The sequence below is a fragment of the Sphingobium sp. HWE2-09 genome (genome assembly GCF_035989265.1).
Taxonomy (GTDB): Bacteria; Pseudomonadota; Alphaproteobacteria; order Sphingomonadales; family Sphingomonadaceae; genus Sphingobium.
In genome coordinates this window covers 1,378,455-1,400,081 of the sequence record NZ_JAYKZX010000003.1, presented here as the reverse complement: position 1 = coordinate 1,400,081, position 21,627 = coordinate 1,378,455, and the positions used below count along the sequence as shown (strand labels likewise).

The window sequence follows — 21,627 nt, the reverse complement described above, 5'->3', positions numbered from 1 at the left end:
GAATATGACGGCAATAGGACATTTAATGTCAGAATTTGCGGGAAATATGCGAAGTTAAGGGGTCGCCATGTCGCCTGACCTGCCATCGATCATAGACGACATTGTTGCCCAAATGGCGACCGCCGATCATCGCGGCACCGTCGCCAGCTACATTCCCGAACTGGCGAAGATCGATCCGGCGCAATTCGGCATCGCCATCGCGACAGCCGACGGCCGCCTCCTGACCGGCGGCGACGCCGACACCGCATTTTCGATCCAGTCCGTGTCGAAGGTCTTCGCGCTCACTCTCGCCCTGGGCAAGGTCGGAGACCAGCTGTGGGAACGGGTCGGGCGCGAACCGTCCGGCAACGCCTTCAACTCCATCGTCCAGTTGGAGCGGGAGGAGGGCATCCCGCGCAATCCCTTCATCAACGCCGGCGCGATCGTGGTGGCCGACGTCAATCTGGGCGGGCATCAGCCGCGCGTCGCCATCGGCGAAATGCTGCGCTTCGTCCGCTATCTGGCCGGTGACGACAATATCGCCATCAATGAAGATGTCGCCGCGTCCGAAACCGCCACCGGCTATCGCAACATGGCGCTCGCCAACTATATGCGCGCCTTCGACAATGTCCGGCACCCGGTCGATCTGGTGCTGGGCAACTATATCCATCAATGCGCGATCGAAATGAGTTGCCGCCAACTCGCGCTCGCAGGTCGCTACCTGATGCTGGACGGCCGCCATCCCGACGGGGGCAGGGTGGTATCCCCCAACCGCGCCCGCCGCATCAACGCCCTGATGCTGACCTGCGGCCATTATGACGCCTCGGGCGACTTCGCTTTCCGCGTCGGTATCCCTGGCAAGTCCGGAGTCGGCGGAGGCATCCTCGCCATCGTCCCCGGTCGCGCCTCGATCGCAGTCTGGTCGCCGGGCCTGAACGACAATGGCAATAGCTGCCTCGGCACCCAGGCGCTGGAAATACTGGCCCGCCGCACCGGCTGGTCCGTCTTCAGTCCGCCGGAGGAGGGGGATTAGCGGCGCGGCGCGTGAGTAATTAAATCACGCCGTGTTCCCGCGCAGGCGGGAACCCAGTCCCACCGCCCGAACTGATGCACCACCCGCGCGGCAACACCATCCCCCCTAAAGCCTCACGGCACCTCATCCGCCCGCAACCGCCGCAACTTGGGCGCCGTCTCCATCTGCGCCGCTTCCTTGATCCCGACGCGCAGATCCTCGCGGGTCTGGTGGATCGACGCGATCACCGGCCCCATCGCAACGCCCAGGTCGACCAGCGCCGTCTCCGCCAGTTGCAGCGAACTTTCCAGCGTTTCCGGCACCGCATCGCTGGCCCCCGCCTTGTAGAGCTGCGCCGCATGATCGGCGTCGCGTGCACGCGCGATGATCGGCAGGTCGGGCACCCAGCCGCGCACCCGCTTGGTCACCCGCACCGACAGCACCGGATCGTCCATCGTCAGAATCAGCGCCCGGGCATGGCCCAGCCGCAACCGGTCCAGCATCTCCGCCCGCGCCACATCGCCAAACAGGATCGGATAGCCCAGCCGCCGCGCCTCCGCGACGACATCGGGGTCCGATTCGACCACGACGAAACGCTGCTTGTGGGTCTTGAGCAGGTCGCACACCATGCGGCCCACCCGGCCGAAGCCGATGACGACCGCCGCCGCTTCCGTATGCTCTTCGGTCGCCTCGATCGTCTCCTCGCCCAGCGCCGTTTCCAGCCGCCGCGCGATATCATGGCCGACCCGCGCCAGCAGCGGCGTGATGGTAAGGCCGATGGCGGTGACGATCTGCCAGAAGGCGGCGGTCGATGGCAGGATCAGTTGCGCAGCCGCGGCCGCCGACAACACGATCAGCGTCGTTTCCGATGGGCTGGACATCAGCACCCCGACCTCCAGCGCCACGCCCTTGCGCGCGCCGGAAAAATACAGCAGCGCCCCGGTCACCAGCGTCTTGGCCAGCACCACGCCGACCACCGCCATCAACAGGCTCGGCCAGTTGGCCAGAATGACGCGGATGTCCAAACTCATGCCCACGGTGATCAGGAATACGCCCAGCGCCAGCCCTTTGAACGGCGCGGTCATCACCTCGACTTCGCTATGATAGTCGGTTTCGGCGATCAGCAGCCCCGCCAGCAGCGCGCCGACGATGGGCGACAGGCCCGCGATCGACGTCGCCAGGCTGGACACGATCACAACCAGCAGGCTGGCGGCCAGGAACACCTCCGGGCTTTTGGTCCGCGCCGCCTGGCTGAACACATGGGGCAGCACCAGCCGCCCCAGCACCAGCATCACCGCAATGGTGATGCCGCCCTTCAACAAGGTGGCGGCCATCGCATTCCACGCGCCATCGGGACTCGCGGCGACGGACGGAGCCAGCGCGCCCAGCATGAAGATGATCGGCACCAGCGCCAGATCCTCGAACAACAGCATGGAAAATGCGGCACGCCCGACCGCGCTCTGCGTGCCGACCATCGGCAACACCACGGCGGTGGAGGACAAGGCCAGCGCCAGACCCAGGCCGATCGCGCCTGCCGTCGGCTGCCCCAGCAGATACAGCCCCGCCGCGATCAACAGCGCGCCGCCGATCAATTCGGTCGCACCGACTCCGAACACCTGCGCACGCATGGTCCACAATCGGCGGAAACTCAATTCCAGCCCGATAGAGAACAGCAGCAGGATGACGCCCAGTTCGGCGAACGGCTCGATCGCGGCGCTGTCCGATATGGTGACATGGTAAAGCCAGGGATATTGACTAACCAGCGATCCCAGCCCCGCCGGGCCGACGGCCAGACCTACCAGGATGAAGCCGATGACCGGACTGATCCGAAACCGGGCGAACCCGGGAATGACGAGTCCCGCCGCGCCCAAGATGACGAGGGAGTCGCTGAAACTATTGGGATCAAATGCACCGGCCATGCTGCATCATTGCGGCAACCGGTCGCAATATCCAGTCTCTTGGCAGAAAAAACCTTGCTTGTCGCCATGGTGCGGACGGCGGGACTTGAACCCGCATTTCCAGGGGAAGGCGGATTTTAAGTCCGCTGCGTCTACCGATTTCGCCACGTCCGCCCGAAACATAGGGGCCGCGTTTCCCTGACGGCTGGCGCGCCGCAGGTCAAGATCGTTCGCAACGCCCCGTCTTCCAAACGCAAATGTTGGAAGCTTAGTCCTTGCCGTTCAACCGTTCGCGCATTTCCTTGCCCGGCTTGAAATAGGGCACGCGCTTGGCGGATACCGGCACCTGTTCGCCGGTGCGCGGGTTGCGCCCGGTGCGCGCGTCGCGGGCGCGGGTGGTAAAGGCGCCGAACCCACGCAATTCCACACGGCCACCGGTGGACAGTCGGTCGACGATTTCCCTGAAGAAAAGATCGACGATCTTCTCGACTTCCGGCAGGCTAAGCCCCGGATTTTCGTCGGCCAGTTTCTGGATCAGTTCCGAACGGATCATTGGTTCTCCAGCGCCCCTCTGCCGTGCCGCACAGCTTGCATAGAACGTCCGCAAGGCGTTGACAATCAGGCAACATAAAGATCGTTACGTTTGCAAAAGGACGAAGGAAAAAAGACCAAGAAAAAGCCCGCCGGACGAGAGGTCCGGCGGGCTTTCCATTTTTCGGCAGAGCGAATGGCTCAGCTGTCGGTCTTGGCCTTGAGCGCTTCGCCCAGGATGTCGCCCAGCGACGCGCCGCTGTCGGACGAACCATACTGCGCCACGGCCTGCTTCTCTTCGGCGATCTGCATCGCCTTGACCGAGAAGGTCGGCTTCTTGGCGCGGTCGAAACCGGTGACCATCGCGTCGAACTTCTGGCCGATCTGGAAGCGTTCCGAACGCTGCTCGTCGCGGTCGCGACCCAGGTCGCTGCGCTTGATGAAGCCGGCCGCGCCGTCTTCGCCAGCCTGGACTTCCAGGCCGCCGTCGCGAACTTCAAGGACGGTCACGGTGACGATCGCGTTCTTGTTGAGGCCAGCCGATGCGGCAGCGGTGCCGCCAGCAGCCGGGCCGCCACGCTCAAGCTGCTTCATGCCAAGGCTAATGCGCTCCTTCTCGACGTCGATGTCGAGAACGACGGCCTGAACGGCCTCACCCTTGCGATGCAGCGCCAGCGCGTCTTCGCCCGAAATACCCCACGCGATGTCGGACATGTGGACCATGCCGTCGACGTCGCCGTCCAGGCCGATGAACAGGCCGAACTCGGTCGCATTTTTGACTTCGCCTTCGACGGTCGAACCGATCGGGTGACGCTCGGCAAAGCTGTCCCAGGGGTTCGACTGGGCCTGCTTGAGGCCCAGCGAAATGCGGCGCTTTTCGGGATCGACTTCCAGAACCAGAACTTCGACTTCCTGGCTGGTCGATACGATCTTGCCGGGGTGGACGTTCTTCTTGGTCCAGGACATTTCGCTGACATGGACCAGGCCTTCGATGCCGGCTTCCAGTTCGACGAACGCACCATATTCAGTGATGTTGGTGACGCGGCCCGACAGCTTGGCGCCGATCGGGTACTTGGCGCTCGCACCTTCCCAGGGATCGCTTTCCAGCTGCTTCATGCCGAGCGAGATGCGCTGCGTGTCGCGGTTGATGCGGATGATCTGCACGCGAACGGTGTCGCCGATGTTGATCATCTCATTGGGGTGGTTGATGCGCTTGTACGACAGGTCGGTGACGTGCAGCAGGCCATCGATGCCGCCCAGGTCGACGAACGCACCATAGTCGGTGATGTTCTTGACGACGCCTTCGATGATCTGACCTTCGGCCAGCGTCTGGATGAGGCCGCTGCGCTGTTCGGCGCGCGTTTCTTCCAGGATGGCGCGACGCGACACGACTATGTTGCCGCGACGGCGATCCATCTTCAGTATCTGGAAGGGCTGGGGGATGTCCATCAGCGGGGTGACGTCGCGCACCGGGCGGATATCGACCTGCGAACCGGGCAGGAACGCCACGGCGCCGTCCAGGTCGACGGTGAAGCCGCCCTTGACGCGGCCGAAGATGACGCCTTCGACGCGGGCGCTCTCGGTGAACTCGCTTTCCAGCTTGTCCCAGGCGGCTTCGCGGCGGGCGCGGTCGCGCGACAGCATGGCTTCGCCATGGGCGTTTTCGACGCGGTCGACATAGACTTCGACTTCGTCGCCGACCTTGAGGTCAGCCTTCTGGCCCGGCGCGGCGAATTCGCGCAGCGGCACGCGGCCTTCCGACTTCAAACCTACGTCGATGACGGCCAGGTCGTTTTCGATGGCGGTAACGGTGCCCTTGACGACGCGGCCTTCAAAGCCGCCGTCCTCACCACCGAGAGAATCGTTGAGAAGCGCGGCGAAATCGTCGCGCGTGGGGAATGCCGTAGAGGCCATGTGTAGTCCTTCACTCGTCATTGCTGGCCAACCGGTTGTATCCGATGGTCTTTGGCCAAAGCACGCCCAGAACCGAATATCCTGCGCGTATCCCGCGGGTTAGGGGCTTGGGAACGCGCTACCTTGAAAAGCGAAAAGGGCGCCCGGAGCAACCGCGCGCCTTGACGGGTCAGCCTTTACGGCGACCTTCAAGCTGGGCGTCCACAAGCGCAACAGCCTGCCGGACGGCCGCGTCTATAGTCAAATCGCTGGTATCTAGCAAGTCCGCGCCATCGGCTTGCTTGAGCGGGGCATGGTCCCGGCTCATGTCGCGCGTATCGCGCGCCTGGATGTCGGCGATCAGCGTGTCCATGTCGGGGTGACCGCCATGGCTGAGCGCATCCTTATACCGGCGCTGGGCGCGCACATGGACGCTGGCGGTGACGAAAATCTTGGCATCCGCACCCGGCGCGATCACCGTGCCGATGTCCCGCCCGTCCAGGATCGCGCCCCCCGGCTGCGTGGCGAAATCCCGCTGCCGTGCGACCAGCGCGTCGCGCACGCTCTGATGCACGGACACGCGCGACGCCAGGCTGCCGACCGCTTCGCTGCGCAGGGCCGGATCGGCCAGGATCGCGTCCTCGAACCCGACGGCGGTCAGTGCATCGCCCTCCACATCCGGGTCGCCGCCCGCCTTCAGCACGGACAGGCCGACCGCGCGATAGAGCAGCCCGGTATCCAGCACCGGCAGGCCGTAATGGCGGCCCAGCGCCTTAGCGATAGTGCCCTTGCCCGATGCGGCGGGTCCGTCCACGGCGATGATCATCGCTTCTTCCCTTTCAGTGCATTGCCCAGACCCAGCAGGGCGATCGCGGCCCACACCACCTCCAGCGCCATCGACGCCAGATTGAAATGGACGGTCAGCGACCAGATCAGCAGCAGCGCGCCGATCAGGTTCATCGCGTTGAAGATCACGAAGTTCAGGGTCTTGGCCATATTGCTATAGGCATAGGCGACGACCATCAACGCGCTGCCCATCAAGCCGACGATGTTCGCCCAATCCCAGTCAAAGGCGTCGAACGTCATGCGATTCCTCCCAATTGTTGCAGCAGCGGCACGAAGGTGGGGAAACTGGTTGCCACCGGGCGCATGTCGTCAATGGTGACGCCGCCTTTCGACACCAGGCCCGCGACGGCGAAGCTCATCGCAATACGATGGTCCAGCTTGGTCGCGATCGGCCCGCCGCCAGCCAACGGCGCGCCGCCGCTGCCGTCGATGATAATGCCATCCTCCAGTTCTTCGACGCTGACGCCGATCGCCCGCAGCCCAGCCGCCATCGTCGCGATCCGGTCCGATTCCTTGACCCGCAATTCGTCCAGCCCGCGAAACACGCTGCGCCCCTGCGCCATGGCGGCGGCGATGAAGGCGACCGGATATTCGTCGATCATGCTGGGCGCACGCGCGGGATCTGGCTCCACGCCCTTAAGCGCCGACGCAGTGACGATCAGGTCGCCCACCGGCTCGCCGCCGACTTCGCGGGCGTTCACGATCTCGATCGATCCGCCCATCTCGCGCAGCAGGTCGATCAGGCCCGCGCGTGTGGCGTTCAGGCCGACATTGGCGATCGTCACCCGCGATCCCGGCACCAGCAGCGCCGCAACCATCGGGAAGGCGGCGGAGGAGGGGTCGCCCGGCACCACGATCTGCTGCGGCTGCAATTCCGCTTCGCCGACCAGCGTGATGATCCGCGTGCCGTCCGCTTGCGTCTCGACATTCAAATCCGCGCCGAAACCCTTGAGCATCCGCTCGCTATGGTCGCGGGTCGGGACCGGCTCGACCACGCGGGTGATGCCCGGCGTGTTGAGGCCCGCCAGCAGGATCGCCGACTTCACCTGCGCCGATGCGACCGGCAGGCGATAGTCCAGCGGCACGGCGGGGCAGGCGCCCCTCATCGTCAGCGGCAGGCGATCGCCCGGACTGGTCGTGAAACTCGCTCCCATGCGCGACAGCGGATCGGTGACCCGCGCCATAGGCCGCTTGCTCAGCGATGCGTCACCCACGAAGGTCGCGGTCAGGTCATGGCTGGCGAGCAGCCCCATCAACAGGCGCGTCGACGTGCCGCTATTGCCCATCTCCAGCGCGGTCTCGGGCTGGAGCAGCCCGCCCACGCCCACGCCATGAATATGCCACACGCCATCGGCATCGCGCTCGATCTGCGCGCCCATCACCCGCATCGCAGCCGCGGTGGCGAGCACGTCTTCGCCCTCCAGCAGCCCTTCGACCCGGCTTTCGCCGATCGCCAGCGCCGACAGCATCAGCGATCGGTGGGAAATACTTTTGTCGCCCGGCACGGTCACGCTGCCCGACAGGGCGGGCGCGGCGGTGAAGGTCATCGGGGTGGGCTGGTCGTCATGCTGTGTCACGGGGGTATCCATTGTCCTGGAACCGAAAAAATGCGCCCGGCTTTTGACAGCGCGATCCCGCTATGGCAAGGCGCGCCACGTTTCGCGGGCAACGCATGTTGTGCCGTGTGATTATCTGTTTGAGCATCGAATAAAGGAACAGGCCGGACATGGTGAAGGCTGAATGGGGCACGAAGCGGACCTGCCCGAAATGCGCGACGCGCTTCTACGATCTGGGCAAGGATGATCCGGTAACCTGCATCAATTGCGGCAGCGCCTGGGAGCCCGAACCCGTGCTGAAGTCTAAGCAGCCGCTCCCTTATGAGGAAGCCGCGCCCAAGAAGGTGATCGAGACCGCCGATGGCGAGCTGGAAACGGCCGACGACGATCTGGACATCGATGTCGATGACGATGGCGATTCGCCGGATAACGACGTCGATCTGGGTGGTGACGACGACCTGGGCGTCGAAGCCGCGAGCGACGACGACAACGACGACAGCTAAGTAAAATTTGTTCTTGCCAAGGGGATTGCTGCCACCTAATGGCAGCGACCTCGCAAGCGCCGCCCCAACGGCGCTTGATTGGTGACGGGGCCTTAGCTCAGCTGGGAGAGCGCCTGCATGGCATGCAGGAGGTCAGCGGTTCGATCCCGCTAGGCTCCACCAGTTTTGCCGATTAAAAGCCGTCCGGGGACGGCTTACGGCAAAACGCCCGAGCGTAAGCGAAGGGGTGCCGGGAGGTTGGAATTGACCTCGCGTAACGCACTCTGACTCTGCGCGGTGGGCACCACATATGGCCGACGGCATTGCCGGACATGGCCTGATCCATTGGGATGCGGTATCGCCGCAAACGATGGGGCCTTAGCTCAGCTGGGAGAGCGCCTGCATGGCATGCAGGAGGTCAGCGGTTCGATCCCGCTAGGCTCCACCAGTTTTGCCGATTAAAAGCCGTCCGGGGGACGGCTTCCGGCAAAACTCCCCGAGCGCAAGCGAGAGTAGCACACCCTAGATCACCGGACATTTCCCCGAAAAATTCCCCGAGCGAAAGCGAGGGTGCACCCCCTAAATCTCTAGGTCCGTCTAACCAAAGCCGCCCGATCGAAATCGCGCGCGCCATCCCTACACCCACCAAATCCCGCCGCCATTACGCTGCCGACTTGCCAAAGCTCGGTTTTCCTGCCATGGCTGCGGCATGAAGGATGAACTGGCCGCTCAGACTGCCGCGCAAGGCGATGACGACGCGATCCGCGCGGTGCTGGAACGGCTCTGTGCTGTGACGCAAATGGGCTTCGCGGCCGTTGCGCGGGTGACGGAGGACCGATGGATCGCTTGCCAGGTGGTCGACCGGATCGGCTTCGGCCTCGACCCCGGTGAAGAATTGGAAGTGCAGATGACCATCTGCAACGACATCCGCCAGACCGGCGACTATGTCGTGATCGATCATGTCGAAGCGGACATCGCGTGGCAAAAGCATCCGGTGCCGATCTTCTACGGCTTCAAAAGCTATGTATCCTTCCCGGTGACTCTCGCGGACGGCAGTTTCTACGGCACTTTATGCGCGATCGATCCTGCGCCGCGCCTGGTGAACAACGCGGCGACGATCGCCATCATTCAGGGATTCGTGCGCGACGTCAGCGCGCTGCTGTCCGCCCGCATCCTTGCCCACCCCACGCCGCTGCCATCGTCGGCGCAGCAACAGTCTCAGGCAGGCTGAACGAAGCTGTCCATCACCCGCTTGCGCCCGGCCGTTTCGAAATCGATCTCCAGCTTATTGCCTTCGATCTCGGCGACCGAGCCATAGCCGAATTTCTGGTGAAACACGCGCAACCCCACGCTCATGTCGTCGCGGCCCTTGTTGCCCAGCGACACGGCTGATGTGCGTGCCTCCACGATCCGCACCGGTTCGCGGCTAAACTGTCCCGACGATTGCGCCCGCTGCCACCCTGGCCCGCGCCCTTCGCCCCGTCCGACATGAGCGAACGGATCGTCCCGCTCAGACCAGTTCGCGCGCCACAGCGACGCGCCGCCGGTCATGCTGCTTTCGGTATCGACATGCTCGGGCGGCAATTCGCCGACGAAGCGGGACGGGATGCTGCTTGTCCATTGCCCATATATTCGCCGGTTCGCGGCATGCAGGATGGTACACCGCTTGCGCGCCCGCGTAATCGCGACATAGGCCAGCCGCCGCTCCTCCTCCAGGCTGTTGAGGCCGCCTTCGTCCAGCGCGCGCTGCGACGGAAAAATGCCTTCCTCCCACCCGACCAGGAAGGTCGTGTCGAACTCCAGCCCCTTGGCGGCGTGGATCGTCATGATCGTCACCTTGCGCTCTTCGGCCTGCGCCTCATTATCCATGACGAGGCTGACATGCTCCAGGAACGCGCCCAAAGTCTCATATTCCTCCATCGCCCGCGCCAGTTCGGACAAATTCTCCAGCCGTCCCGCGCTCTCGGTCGTGCGTTCCGCCTGCAACATCGCGGTATAGCCGCTCTCGTCCAATATCTGCCGCGCCAGTTCCGCATGGGGCAATTGCCCCGCCCGATCGCGCCAGCGCGCCAGATCGCCGATGAAATTGCCCAGCGACCGTCGCGCCTGCGGCGTCAGTTCGTCGGTATCCAATATCCGCGCCGCCGCCAGCGCCAGCGGTATCCCCTCCGCCCGCGCCAGCCGATGCAACTTCTCCACCGCCTTGTCGCCCAGCCCGCGCTTGGGCACATTGACGATCCGCTCGAACGCCAGGTCGTCGGCGGGCTGGTTCACCAGCCGCAAATAGGCCAGCGCATCGCAAATCTCGGCGCGCTCGTAAAAGCGGAACCCGCCGACGATGCGATAGGGCATGCCGATCTGGATGAAGCGGTCCTCGAACTCGCGGGTCTGGTGCTGCGCGCGGACCAGGATCGCCACTTCGTCCAGCGATCCGCCGTTGCGCTGGACCTGCTCGATCTCTTCGCCGACCCGCCGCGCTTCCTCCGGCCCGTCCCATATGCCGACGACCTGCACCTTTTCGCCCACGTCGATGTCGGTCCACAAAGTCTTGCCCAGGCGATTGCCATTTTCCGCGATCACGCCCGATGCCGCGCCCAGAATATGCGGCGTCGACCGGTAATTCTGCTCCAGCCTTATGATCGTCGCGCCGGGAAAATCCTTTTCGAACCGCAGGATGTTGGCGACTTCTGCGCCGCGCCATGAATAGATGGACTGGTCGTCATCCCCCACGCAGCAGATATTCTTGCGCGTCTGCGCCAAAAGCCGCAGCCACAGATATTGGCTGGAGTTGGTATCCTGATATTCGTCCACCATGATATAGCGGAATCGCTCCTGATAGCTTTCCAGCACATCGCGATGCCGCTTCAATATGGTCAGAACATGCAGCAGCAAGTCGCCGAAATCACAGGCATTTACGGCGCGTAGCCGCGCCTGATAGGCGGCATAGAGCATCTGCCCCTTGCCATTGGCATAGCCTTCGCTTTCCCCCGCGCCGACATCCTCCGGGGTCCAGCCCTTATTCTTCCACTGGTCGATCAGCCCGCCCAACTGCCGCGCGGGCCAGCGCTTCTCGTCGATGCCCTCCGCCTGAATCAACTGCTTCATCAGCCGCAACTGGTCGTCCGTGTCCAATATCGTGAAATTGGATTGCAGCCCCACCAGTTCGGCATGACGCCGCAGCATCTTCGCCGCGATCGCATGAAATGTGCCCAGCCACGGCATACCCTCGACCGCCGGGCCGATCATCCGGCCGACCCGCTCGCGCATTTCGCGGGCCGCCTTGTTGGTGAAGGTCACCGACAAGATCTGCGACGGATAAGCGCGCCCGGTCGCAACCAGATGCGCCAGCCGCGCCGTCAGCGCCGCCGTCTTGCCCGTACCGGCCCCCGCCAGCACCAGCACCGGCCCTTCGGTCGTCAACACCGCCTCCCGCTGCGGCGGGTTGAGGTTGTGCATATAGGGCGGGTCGTTGGGGGACGGGGCAGGGACTGTCATGGCTGGACAACTAGGCATGGGGTGGATCGGGGGCAAGGGGCGTGCCTCTTGCGGTGCTGCGCCTTCTATGAGAACAAAAGGCGAATCATGCAAGGGAGTGCTATTATGGTGACCGGACGATGCCAATGCGGCGCGGTGCGATATGAAGCCAGCGGCGACCCGGCCTATAGCGCGATCTGCCATTGCAACGACTGCCGGGCGAGTGCGGGCGCGCCGATGGTCGGCTGGGCGCTTTTTCCGGAGGACAAGGTGCGGATAGACGGGACGCCAGTGCAATATCAGTCGTCGGAAAACGCCACGCGGCATTTCTGCGGCGTGTGTGGCACCGGGTTGTTTTATACCAATCCCGTCACCTTTCCCGGCGCGATCGACATCCAGACGGCGACGCTGGACGATGCCGCGGCGCTGCCGCCGCAGGCGCAAATCCAAATGGCCGAAGCCATGCCGTGGATGGCAAAGGTGCATGACCTTCCGGCCTTTGATCGCTATCCCGACGGTCCCTAAATTCTCATCGGCTGGTCGCTCTAAAGCAACGCTTCGTCATCTGGACGGAACGGGTGCGTCATGAGCCTAGTTCTTGATCCGCCCGCGCCGACCCCGTCGGAAAAAAAGGCAGCACGGGTCGAAGAACATAGGAAAGGATGTCCCGATGAAATCCATCATGTTGGCTGGCGTTGCCATGCTGAGCTTCACCGCCATGAGCGCTACGACCTTTGCGCAGGATATGCCCGCGCCGAGCAGCCAGCCGCCCGGTGACGCCACGACGCCGCCACCCCCCGCCGATCCTGCTGCCACGCCGCCGTCGGCGCCTGTCGCCCCGGCGACCCCCGCCGCGCCGGATGCCGCAGATCCCAACGCCGGACAGCCCACCGGCGCCGTACCGGCCGATCCGGGCATGGTGCCAGCGCCAGCAGGCGTCCCGCGTGATCCTTCCGCACCTATGGGGTCCGCCTCCAATCCGGTAACGGTTGGCGGCAATGTCACGCCGCCGCCGACGGAGGCGAAAGACTATCCCCTCTGCTCACGCACGGTGCAGGACAGCTGCGTCAATCGCGGCGAAGCGAAAATGCGCCGCAAGCGCTGACCGGCAATCCATGGGGCCGGGCGGCGCGGTATTCATGCCCGTCGCCCGGCCCGGTTGCCCCGCATTTATCGAGACAAATAGCGTAACCGCGAAAATCAAAAATTCATAACATATTGATATAGTTAGATAAATTTAGCGGGCTTGCGTGAGGACATCGATTCTACTGTCGCACTCCCTGTCTCATTATCGCCAGGCGGCGTCTCACTCGTCCGACCGCAACAATGTGATCCGCGCCTTCCCCACATCGCGCACTGTATCGATCGCAAAGCCCTTCACCGCCACATCCTCGCGGCGATCCGTCTCGATGCTGATCCAGCTGCCGCTATTGGTCCAGCCCAGCCGCCCCAGCTTGTCCAGCGCCACCTGGCCCGCGCCGGTGCCATAGGGCGGGTCCATGAAGATGAGGTCGAGCGGCTTTGCCGCCACCCCCAGCGTCAACACACTGGCCGCGCGAATATCGGGACGTATGCCCAGCCGCTCACCATTGGCCCGGATGGCGTCCAGTGCAGGCTTGTCCTGCTCCACGAACAGGCAGGACGCCGCCCCGCGCGACAAAGCCTCGAACCCCAGCGCGCCCGACCCGGCAAAAAAATCGCCTACGGCCAGTCCCTCGAACGATCCGATACAACTCAACAGCATCGAAAACAGGGCTTCGCGGGTGCGATCCGCGGTGGGGCGGGTGGCCTCGCCCTTGGGCGCGCTCAGCGGGCGTCCGCGCCACTGGCCCGAAATGATTCTCATGCCAGGCCTTTCAACGTCTTGCGGAACAGCGCCAGATCCTGCTGCCGCACCTCCTCCACCGCGCCCACCGGCAATTCGCCCAGATGGAACGGGCCATAGCTGGTACGGATCAGCCGGTTGACCTTCAGGTCCAGATGTTCGAGCACGCGCCGCACTTCGCGGTTCTTGCCTTCGGTCAGGGTCATTTCGATCCACTGGTTGCGCCCGGTGCGCCGCTCCAGATTGGCCTCGATCGCGCCATAGCGGATGCCATCGATCTCCAGCCCGTCGAACAGGTCTTCCAACTGCTGCTGGCTCACCTCGCCAAAGGCGCGGGCGCGATAGGTGCGCGGGACGCCGGTCGCGGGCAATTCCATCTCCCGCTTGAAACCGCCGTCCGTGGTCAGCAGCAGCAAACCTTCGGTGTTCATGTCCAGGCGGCCGATCGGCATCAGCCGGGGCAGGTCGGTCGGCAGGCGGTCGTAGATGGTCGGTCGCCCCGCCGGATCGCGTTCGGTCGTCAGGAAACCGGTCGGCTTGTGGAACAGGAACAGGCGGGTGGGCGTGGGAGCGGCCACCGCGACCTCGTCCACCGTCACGCCCTGCAACGACGTCAGCAAGGTAGCGGGCGTGTCGATCACGACCCCATCCCTGGAAACGCGGCCTTCCTCGATCATCCGCTCGATTTCCCGGCGGGACGCGATGCCCGCGCGCGCCAGCAGCTTGGCGATGCGCTGCGGCTCGCCCTTGCCGTCGGTGGCGGCAGCGGCACGGGCCGGATGGGGGTTGGTCGTCTCGGTCGGTCCGGTGCCCCTCGGCCTGCGTGGCGGATAGGATTTGGCTGCGAAGCGGGGGGCGTCCCCGCGCGCCCGATCGGGACGGCTGCGCTCCGTCCGGGGACGATCGGCCCGATCGCCCTCGCTTCGGGGCGCGCGCGGCTTGTCGCTGGCGTCGCGCGGCCCTGCGGTGCGGGCCGGTCGCGCGCCGGTGCCGTCAGCCCTGGCCCGATCGGGCCGCGCCTTGTCGCCACGCGGCCGATCCGCCCGGCTCTCGTCTTTCCGTTCGAAGCGCGGCTTGGCGTCGCCCCGCTGCCCTTCGGACCGGCGGCCTTCGCTCGCTGTCGCCCCACGCCCCGTCGGCGCGCCAGGGCGCCCACCTGATCCGCTGCGGCCCGGCCCGCCCGGGCGTTTGGGGCCGCCCGGTCCTGCCCGGCGGGGCGGTCCTGATTTTTTCGGCGGTTCCAAGGGCGGGTTCCTTTTCGTGAGCACTGGACCTTCCCATATGACGGAAAAGTCAGCAACAGGCTGAGATGTGCCGCTTCGGCGCTTGGGCGAGCGGGATGGCATCTTCCCTCTGGCAACCCGGTGCGGGAGCGCGGCGTTTCATCGGGTGCATGGCGGAATCAGGGCGGATCGGCAAATGTTTTTCGGGCTGGTGAAAGAGGCAGGCGCGCGTACCACGCGCCGCAAGGCGATCCGCACCATATTGGTGGTGGAGGATGAGCCATTGGTCGCCTTCGACAATGAACATGCTCTGGCGCAGGCGGGCTATAGCATCGCCGCGACCGTCGATGATCATGACCATGCCGTGCGGGTCATGGATGGCGGCGGCGTGGACCTGATCATTGCCGACGTCGCCTTGCACGGCGACAAGACCGGGATAGACGTCGCCCGCTATGCCGCGTCGCAGGGACTGCCGGTGCTGTTCGTCACCGGCAGTTGCCCGGTCGAGGCGCGGACGCTGGCCTTGGGATGCCTCGCCAAACCCTATGCCCCCCGCGATCTGGTCGCCGCGATCGGCGTGATCGACGCCGTGCTGCGTGGCGTACGCCGCCCCAAGCTGCCGCCCGGCCTCAGCCTGTTCGACCATCCGGCCTGATCGCCGCACAGCAGGCTTGCGCAGCGGCCATCAGGCCATATGGTGGCGCGCAATTCGACGCCACCGGGGGACGCGCGCACTTATGACCGATGCCATGCAAGGCAGCCGCACCTGGCTGGACGCGGTGAAGCCCTATACGCAAAAGGCGCCATTGGCGGCCTTCTTCCTGGGCGTATCGTCCGGCTTTCCCTATGCGATGATCGGCGCGACGCTGACCACCCGGTTGGCGCAGGACGGTATCGACAAGAAGGCGGTGACCGCCTTCACCTTGGCGTTTCTGGTCTATAATCTCAAATGGCTCTGGGCCTGGGTGGTCGATGGCGTGCGCCTGCCGATCATCGGCCATCTGGGGCAACGGGTGTCTTGGCTGCTGCTGGCTGGCGTGCTCGTCATGGCGGCGGTCGCCAATCTGGCGCTGGTCGATCCGACCTCCAGCCTGTTGCAGACCGCCTATGCCGCCATCCTCGTCGGTGCTGCGGGCGCGACCTATGACATCGTCATCGACGCCTATCGCATCGAAACATTGAAGCCCGAACAACTAGGCGTCGGGTCGGGCATGTCGCAATATGGCTGGCGCATCGGATCGGTGGCCGCTGGTTCCCTGGCGCTGATTTTGGCCGCCAGGATCGGCTGGCAAGGTGCCTATCTTGCCTGCGCGGCCTTCGCGCTGCCAGCGATGCTCACCGGTCTTATCCTGGGCGAACCGGAACGGCGTCGCGATCCCGTCGTCCGGCGAGGCGTGGGGGAGGTGATGGCGTCGATAACCGGGCCGCTGGCCGAGTTTTTCCAGCGCAAGGGCGCGTTTCTCGTTCTGCTCTTCATCCTGCTGCACAAGATCGGCGACACGCTGGCGAACCTGACCTTCCGCCTGCTGTTCGATGATATGGGTTACACCAATGACGAAATCGTCATCTACGACGTCGGCATGGGCTTTTGGGCCTATCTGATCGGCATCTTCGTTGGCGGCATTCTTTATGCCCGCATGGGCATGAAGCGCTCGGTATTGCTCAGCCTTGTCCTCATGGGCGTGTCCAATTTCAGCTTCGCCGCGCTCGCTGCTTTGGGTAAGAGCAATTGGGGCATGGCAGGCGCCATCGGATTCGAAAATTTTGCCAGCGGTATCGGCGGCGTTACTGTCGTCGCTTATTTCTCGGCGCTGTGCGACCTGCGCTTCACCGCTGCCCAATATGCGCTGATCTCTGCCGCCGCCAGCATCGTCGGGCGCTTCCTGACCGGCACGACGGCGGGCAGCCTGATCGAGCAATTCGGCTATGTCGATTTCTACCTGTTCACTACTGCCTTGGCCGTGCCCGGCATCCTGCTGTTCTGGCTGATGATGCGCGCAGGACTGATCGACGCCAGCGTCGGGACGGCGGCAACCGACCCCGGCAATCAGCCGCCCGCGTAGAGATCCAGCGGACGACCAAGATCCGCATGCGCCTGCGCCACCGCCTGCAGGCAGGTCAGCGCACCCAGTGCATGGTCGTTACCCAATAACTCGCTCACCTGCTCATAAGCGGCATTGGGATCGCGCAGCGCCTCTCCGGTCGCCTGCATCATCAGCGCCTCGTCGGCGGTCATGCGCGCGCAGCAGCAGGGCGCGACCAAAATTTTGCGGCTCGACGCGCGCGCCAGTTCCAGCATCATCGCGCGCATCAACACCAGCGGGCGACGATAGCTGCGACCGAACGCACCCAGCATCGCATTGGCGGCATGGGCGTCATTGACCCCTGCGCTCGCCATCCTGCGCATCACGAACAGAAACAGGCGATTACCATAGCCGCCCGGAATGGGCCTGGGCAGGTCGAGGGGGAGGACTCTCCATAAGCCATAGAATCGCGCCTTCTCTTCGTATCGAAGACGCTATCGTACGCTATTGCGAGTCAGTCGCAAGTCTATTCAGTCTGGCAATTGATCGTTCAGTCGCAAAATTTCGCCCGCCAGATAGAGCGAGCCGCCGATTAGGAGCTTGGGCGTGGCGTTGCCCGTCGCGGCGCATCGCTCGGCGATCGCGGCGATGGCGGACGGCGCATCATCATGGGCGGTGCATTCGATGCCCCATTGCGCGGCGATGGCGGCGAAGCGTTCGGGCGGATGATACTCGTGCCCGGGCACCGGCAGCGCGTAAATATGCGCGATCTTGCCTGCAAAAGGCGCGAGGAAAGCGTCCACTTCCTTGTTCGCCAACATGCCGATGACGAGGTGCAGCTTATGCCCTTCCAGTCGATCGGCGGTAAAGAAAGCGCCGATCGCTTCACCTGCCCCGGCATTATGCCCCCCGTCGAGCCAAGCGGTGGCGCCCGGCGGCAAGGCGCGCAAGAACGGTCCCTGCTCCAGTCGTTGCAGGCGGGCGGGCCAATGCGCCCAAAGCGGCGCGGCCTTCAATGCGGCTTCGGACAGCGTAACCGCGCTTTGATGCCGCAGCATGGCGAAGGCAAGCGCTGCATTTTGCACTTGATGCGCACCGGCCAGACGCGGCAACGGCGTTTCCAGTCGCCCGAGATCGTCGCGATAATGCATATGGTCGCGATAGACCGCCGCATCCCATCCGTCGCCCTGCGCGATCCAGCGCGTGCCAGCGCGCGCGGCGGCTTCTTCCATCACTGGGGCCAGCGATTCGGCATAGCGCTGCGTCACCAGCGCCGCATCGGCCTTGGCGATCCCCGCTTTCTCCGCCGCGATCTGCGCCAGCGTGTCGCCCAGAAACGCCTGATGATCGATACCCAATTGCGCGATGCCGCACACGGCCGGATCGACGATGACATTGGTGGCGTCCAGTCGGCCGCCAAGACCCACCTCCACGATACAAGTGTCCGCGTCATGCTCGGCAAAAGCCAGGAAGGCGGCGGCGGTCGTCACTTCGAAGAAACTGGCGTTCACGCCCTCGGCGATATCCAGCACCCGCTCCAGATAGCGCGCCAGTTGGGCGTCCGAAATCAGCTGGCCCGCTATCCTTATGCGCTCATTGAAACGCACCAGATGGGGGGAGGTGAAGACATGCACCGTCTTGCCATCGGCTTCCATCGCCGCGCGCAGGAAGGCGCAAGTCGATCCCTTGCCATTGGTGCCTGCGACATGGAAGACCGGGGGCAGGGCGCGGTGCGGATCGCCCAGCCGCTCCAGCAACCGGGTGATGCGCTCCAGTCCCAATATGTCGACACCGGGCGAGAGCGACCATAAGCGGTCGAGTTGCGCCTGCACCTGAGCATCGTCCGAAACCGCATGGTCGGCCATGGCGCGCCTTTTCCCCTATGTCGCCTGTGCGTCGTCAGTCCGCTGCGCGCGGCGTCAGATAGCCGATCACCCGCGCCAGCGTGTCGCGCAACTCGCTGCGATGGACGACCATGTCGATCATGCCATGATCCAGCAGATATTCGGCGCGCTGGAACCCTTCGGGCAGCTTTTCGCGGATCGTGCTTTCGATCACACGCTGGCCGGCGAAACCAATCAGCGCATTGGGTTCCGAAATCTGGATGTCGCCCAGCATGGCATAGCTGGCCGTCACGCCGCCGGTGGTCGGATCGGTCAGCACGACGATGTAGGGCAGGCCCGCTGCGTGAAGCTTCTGGATGGCAACGGTCGCGCGCGGCATCTGCATCAGCGACAATATGCCTTCCTGCATCCGCGCGCCGCCAGCGGCGGTGAAGATGACATAAGGGCATTTATGCGCGATCGCGTCATTGACGCCCTGGATGAAGGCCGCGCCCACGCCCATGCCCATGGAACCGCCCATGAAGGCGAAATTCTGCACGCCCATTACCAAAGGCACGTCATCGATCGCCCCGCGCGCATTGATCAGCGCGTCCTGATCCCCGGTGGCGGCGCGGGCGGCCTTGATCCGGTCGGGATAGCGTTTGCTGTCGCGGAATTTGAGCGGGTCTTCCTGCACCTGCGGCGTCGGCAGCAGGATGAACCCCGCGTCCAATATCTGCTCGAACCGTTCCGACGGGCCGATGCGGCCATGATGGTCGCAACGCGGGCAGACGGACAGATTTTCTTCCCATTCCTTGATAAAGATCATTTCCTGGCAGGATGGGCATTTGTGCCACAGCGTTTCGGCGGTGGTTTCCTTCTTTGTGAAGGGCAGGGCGTTACGAACGCGGTTGATCCAGCTCATGCGGCGGTCTCCCGGGAGTGATGATGAAGGGCGTTGCTCAGGCTCGCGACGAAGTCCCGCACGAAGGGTGCGGCAGCGTCGCCATGCGATCCGACGATATCCACGATGGCGGAGCCGACCACGACGCCGTCGGCGATGCGGCCGATGGCGGCCGCCTGTTCAGGACCACGTACGCCGAAACCAACGGCGATCGGCAGGTCGGTGGCGGCCTTGAGCTTGCTCACGGCCAGGTCGATCGACGCCTGCGCCGCCGACTGCTTGCCGGTGATGCCTGCGACCGAGACATAATATAGGAAGCCGCTGGCACCTTCCAGCACGGTGGGCAGGCGCGCGGAATCGCTGGTGGGTGTCGCCAGGCGGATCGGGTGGACGCCGACCGCGCGCAGGGCCGGGCCGATCTCGGCATCTTCTTCTGGCGGAATATCCACGCAGATGACGCCGTCGACGCCCGCCGCCTTACACTGGTCGGCGAACCAGCCCGCGCCGCGGATCAGCATCGGATTGGCATAGCCCATCAGCACCAGCGGCGTATCAGGATGGCGCGCGCGGAAATCGGCGGCCAAGGCGAAGATATGCGCCGTCTTCGTGCCCGACCCCAGGCTGCGCAGGTTAGCCAGTTCGATCGCGGGGCCATCGGCCATCGGATCGGTAAAGGGCATCCCCAGTTCGATGATGTCAGCACCGCCCGCGACCAGCGCGTCGAGGATAGCGGGCGTCGCTGCGACGTCGGGATCACCGGCCGTCACGAAGGTGATGAGCGCGGCGCGACCCTGCGCCTTGCAGGCGGCGAAGCGGGAGGAGAGGCGATCCTGCACGGCGCTCACATCTCCACTCCCAGCGCGTCGGCGACGGTGAAGATATCCTTGTCCCCCGACCCGACAGGTTGACCACGATGATCTTGTCCGCGTCCAGCGTCGGTGCGACCTGCTCGGCTGCGGCGATGGCATGGGCGGATTCGAGCGCGGGGATTATGCCTTCGAGCTTGCTGAGCGTCTGGAAGCTGGTCAGCGCTTCGTCATCCTTGATCGGCATATATTTCACCCGGCCGATCTCGTGCAGCCAGCTATGTTCAGGCCCGATGCCGGGATAGTCGAGGCCGGCGGAAATGCTGTGCGCTTCGGTGATCTGGCCGTCTTCGTCCTGAAGCAGGTAGGTGCGGTTGCCGTGCAGGATGCCCGATGCGCCACCCGCCAGAGAGGCGGCGTGCTTCCTGTCCAGCCCTTCACCCGCCGCTTCCACGCCGATCATCGCGACTTCTGGGTCGTCCAGGAAGGGGTGGAACAGACCGATGGCGTTGGAGCCGCCACCGACCGGCGCGATCAGCAGGTCGGGCAGGCGACCTTCGGCCTCCAGCATCTGGGCGCGGGTTTCCTTGCCGATGATCGACTGGAAATCGCGGACCAGTTCGGGATAGGGATGCGGCCCGGCCGCCGTGCCGATGATGTAGAAGGTGTCATGCACGTTCGACACCCAGTAACGCAGCGCGTCGTTCATCGAATCCTTGAGCGTCGATGATCCCGAATGCACCGGGATCACTTCTGCGCCCAGCAGCTTCATGCGGAAGACGTTGGGCTTCTGCCGCTCCACGTCCTTGGCGCCCATGAAGATCTTGCATTCCATGCCGAACAGCGCGGCGACGGTCGCGGTGGCGACGCCATGCTGGCCTGCGCCGGTTTCGGCGATGACCTTCTTCTTACCCATGCGGCGGGCGAGCAGCGCCTGGCCGATGCAATTGTTGATCTTGTGCGCGCCGGTATGGTTCAGCTCTTCGCGCTTGAGGTAGATTTTCGCGCCCTTGCCTGCTTCCGCCTTGGCCCGCAGCGCCTCTGTCAGGCGACCGGCGTAATAAAGCGGGTTGGGGCGGCCGACATAAGAGCGCAGCAGTTCGGCGAACTCGGCGTCGAAGGCCGGATCGGCCTTCGCCTCCTTATAGACGCGCTCCAGTTCCAGGATCAGCGGCATCAGCGTTTCGGCGACATAGCGTCCGCCGAATGCGCCGAAATGGCCATTGGCGTCGGGCTGCGATCGCAGGCTGTTGGGCAAGGATAGGGTATCAGTCATGATGTCGGTCTTTCCGGGACGGATTGGCGTTCGCTTGTGGGTGAAGAAGCGATCAGCGCCATCGTCCTTCGATGC

19 protein-coding genes, 3 tRNA genes and 2 pseudogenes are annotated in these 21,627 nt (G+C 64.4%); 9 read left to right on the top strand and 15 right to left on the bottom strand.

Features of this window, described 5'->3' with window-relative positions; genetic code table 11:
- Nucleotides 1–67: 67 nt before the first annotated feature.
- Nucleotides 68–1,012 carry a glutaminase gene (locus U5A89_RS12220; RefSeq protein WP_338161379.1) on the top strand — a complete coding sequence of 315 codons (945 nt, stop codon included), beginning with the start codon at nt 68–70 and terminating at the stop codon, nt 1,010–1,012.
- Between the two features lie 113 nt (nt 1,013–1,125).
- Here the strand turns inward: U5A89_RS12220 and U5A89_RS12215 are convergent, their stop codons facing one another.
- From U5A89_RS12215 to aroA, 7 genes are all read right to left on the bottom strand, one after another.
- Nucleotides 1,126–2,910 carry a cation:proton antiporter domain-containing protein gene (locus tag U5A89_RS12215; protein WP_338161378.1) on the bottom strand — a complete coding sequence of 595 codons (1,785 nt, stop codon included), beginning with the start codon at nt 2,908–2,910 and terminating at the stop codon, nt 1,126–1,128.
- Between the two features lie 67 nt (nt 2,911–2,977).
- Nucleotides 2,978–3,063, bottom strand: a tRNA-Leu gene (locus U5A89_RS12210).
- A 94-nt stretch (nt 3,064–3,157) separates the two neighbouring features.
- Nucleotides 3,158–3,442, bottom strand: coding sequence for an integration host factor subunit beta (locus U5A89_RS12205; protein WP_338161377.1), 285 nt, complete (start codon nt 3,440–3,442; stop codon nt 3,158–3,160).
- Between the two features lie 179 nt (nt 3,443–3,621).
- Nucleotides 3,622–5,334: a 30S ribosomal protein S1 gene (rpsA, locus tag U5A89_RS12200; RefSeq protein ID WP_338161376.1), complete on the bottom strand. Its 1,713-nt coding sequence runs from the start codon at nt 5,332–5,334 to the stop codon at nt 3,622–3,624.
- Between the two features lie 169 nt (nt 5,335–5,503).
- Nucleotides 5,504–6,139, bottom strand: coding sequence for a (d)CMP kinase (gene cmk, locus U5A89_RS12195; RefSeq protein WP_338161375.1), 636 nt, complete (start codon nt 6,137–6,139; stop codon nt 5,504–5,506).
- On the bottom strand, nt 6,136–6,399 hold the full coding sequence (locus U5A89_RS12190; RefSeq protein WP_338161374.1) for a CBU_0592 family membrane protein: 264 nt from the start codon (nt 6,397–6,399) through the stop codon (nt 6,136–6,138). Before U5A89_RS12190 ends, cmk begins: the two co-directional genes overlap by 4 nt.
- The gene (aroA, locus tag U5A89_RS12185; protein WP_445190653.1) at nt 6,396–7,736 is read right to left on the bottom strand and encodes a 3-phosphoshikimate 1-carboxyvinyltransferase; all 1,341 of its coding nucleotides are present in this window, start codon (nt 7,734–7,736) and stop codon (nt 6,396–6,398) included. Before aroA ends, U5A89_RS12190 begins: the two co-directional genes overlap by 4 nt.
- A gap of 149 nt (nt 7,737–7,885) precedes the next feature.
- Here aroA and U5A89_RS12180 point away from each other — a divergent pair, with 149 nt between their 5' ends.
- The 4 genes from U5A89_RS12180 (at nt 7,886) to U5A89_RS12165 (ending at nt 9,428) form a co-directional block, all read left to right on the top strand.
- Nucleotides 7,886–8,218 carry a TIGR02300 family protein gene (locus U5A89_RS12180; RefSeq protein ID WP_338161373.1) on the top strand — a complete coding sequence of 111 codons (333 nt, stop codon included), beginning with the start codon at nt 7,886–7,888 and terminating at the stop codon, nt 8,216–8,218.
- Nucleotides 8,219–8,304: 86 nt separating this feature from the next.
- A tRNA-Ala gene (locus U5A89_RS12175) sits at nt 8,305–8,380 on the top strand.
- A gap of 189 nt (nt 8,381–8,569) precedes the next feature.
- A tRNA-Ala gene (locus U5A89_RS12170) sits at nt 8,570–8,645 on the top strand.
- A gap of 261 nt (nt 8,646–8,906) precedes the next feature.
- Nucleotides 8,907–9,428, top strand: a complete 522-nt coding sequence (locus U5A89_RS12165) for a GAF domain-containing protein (RefSeq protein WP_338161372.1) — start codon at nt 8,907–8,909, stop codon at nt 9,426–9,428.
- Here the strand turns inward: U5A89_RS12165 and U5A89_RS12160 are convergent.
- On the bottom strand, nt 9,416–11,692 hold the full coding sequence (locus tag U5A89_RS12160; RefSeq protein WP_338161371.1) for an ATP-dependent helicase: 2,277 nt from the start codon (nt 11,690–11,692) through the stop codon (nt 9,416–9,418). The genes U5A89_RS12165 and U5A89_RS12160 overlap by 13 nt on opposite strands.
- A gap of 105 nt (nt 11,693–11,797) precedes the next feature.
- Between U5A89_RS12160 and U5A89_RS12155 the strand changes: the two genes are divergently transcribed.
- Together U5A89_RS12155 and U5A89_RS12150 are read left to right on the top strand one after the other, a co-directional pair.
- The gene (locus tag U5A89_RS12155) at nt 11,798–12,196 is read left to right on the top strand and encodes a GFA family protein (RefSeq protein ID WP_338161370.1); all 399 of its coding nucleotides are present in this window, start codon (nt 11,798–11,800) and stop codon (nt 12,194–12,196) included.
- Nucleotides 12,197–12,341: 145 nt separating this feature from the next.
- The gene (locus tag U5A89_RS12150; protein WP_338161369.1) at nt 12,342–12,776 is read left to right on the top strand and encodes a Fe-S oxidoreductase; all 435 of its coding nucleotides are present in this window, start codon (nt 12,342–12,344) and stop codon (nt 12,774–12,776) included.
- A gap of 201 nt (nt 12,777–12,977) precedes the next feature.
- Here the strand turns inward: U5A89_RS12150 and rsmD are convergent, their stop codons facing one another.
- The gene (rsmD, locus tag U5A89_RS12145) at nt 12,978–13,517 is read right to left on the bottom strand and encodes a 16S rRNA (guanine(966)-N(2))-methyltransferase RsmD (protein WP_338161368.1); all 540 of its coding nucleotides are present in this window, start codon (nt 13,515–13,517) and stop codon (nt 12,978–12,980) included.
- Nucleotides 13,514–14,740 (bottom strand): pseudouridine synthase, encoded by a 1,227-nt coding sequence (locus U5A89_RS12140; protein WP_338161367.1) that lies wholly within the window; start codon nt 14,738–14,740, stop codon nt 13,514–13,516. Before U5A89_RS12140 ends, rsmD begins: the two co-directional genes overlap by 4 nt.
- A 175-nt stretch (nt 14,741–14,915) precedes the next feature.
- On the opposite strand from U5A89_RS12140, the gene U5A89_RS12135 reads away from it, so the two are divergent.
- Both U5A89_RS12135 and U5A89_RS12130 read left to right on the top strand, forming a co-directional pair.
- Nucleotides 14,916–15,374, top strand: a complete 459-nt coding sequence (locus U5A89_RS12135; RefSeq protein WP_338161366.1) for a response regulator — start codon at nt 14,916–14,918, stop codon at nt 15,372–15,374.
- An 82-nt stretch (nt 15,375–15,456) separates the two neighbouring features.
- Nucleotides 15,457–16,782 carry an AmpG family muropeptide MFS transporter gene (locus tag U5A89_RS12130; RefSeq protein ID WP_338161365.1) on the top strand — a complete coding sequence of 442 codons (1,326 nt, stop codon included), beginning with the start codon at nt 15,457–15,459 and terminating at the stop codon, nt 16,780–16,782.
- Here the strand turns inward: U5A89_RS12130 and U5A89_RS12125 are convergent.
- The 5 genes and pseudogenes from U5A89_RS12125 to trpB all read right to left on the bottom strand — a co-directional run bounded on the left by U5A89_RS12125 (nt 16,767) and on the right by trpB (nt 21,552).
- Nucleotides 16,767–17,206 (bottom strand): annotated as a pseudogene (locus U5A89_RS12125) (DUF6628 family protein). The gene U5A89_RS12130 and the pseudogene U5A89_RS12125 overlap by 16 nt on opposite strands.
- Nucleotides 17,207–17,273: 67 nt before the next feature.
- Nucleotides 17,274–18,608 carry a bifunctional folylpolyglutamate synthase/dihydrofolate synthase gene (locus tag U5A89_RS12120; protein WP_338161363.1) on the bottom strand — a complete coding sequence of 445 codons (1,335 nt, stop codon included), beginning with the start codon at nt 18,606–18,608 and terminating at the stop codon, nt 17,274–17,276.
- Between the two features lie 34 nt (nt 18,609–18,642).
- Complete coding sequence (gene accD, locus U5A89_RS12115) at nt 18,643–19,491, bottom strand: acetyl-CoA carboxylase, carboxyltransferase subunit beta (RefSeq protein ID WP_338161362.1); 849 nt, start codon at nt 19,489–19,491, stop codon at nt 18,643–18,645.
- A complete protein-coding gene (gene trpA, locus U5A89_RS12110; RefSeq protein WP_338163034.1) occupies nt 19,488–20,306 on the bottom strand; it encodes a tryptophan synthase subunit alpha in 819 nt (272 codons plus the stop codon). The genes accD and trpA overlap by 4 nt, the downstream gene beginning before the upstream one ends.
- 5 nt (nt 20,307–20,311) lie before the next feature.
- A pseudogene (gene trpB / locus U5A89_RS12105) lies at nt 20,312–21,552 on the bottom strand (tryptophan synthase subunit beta).
- Nucleotides 21,553–21,627 lie beyond the last annotated feature (75 nt).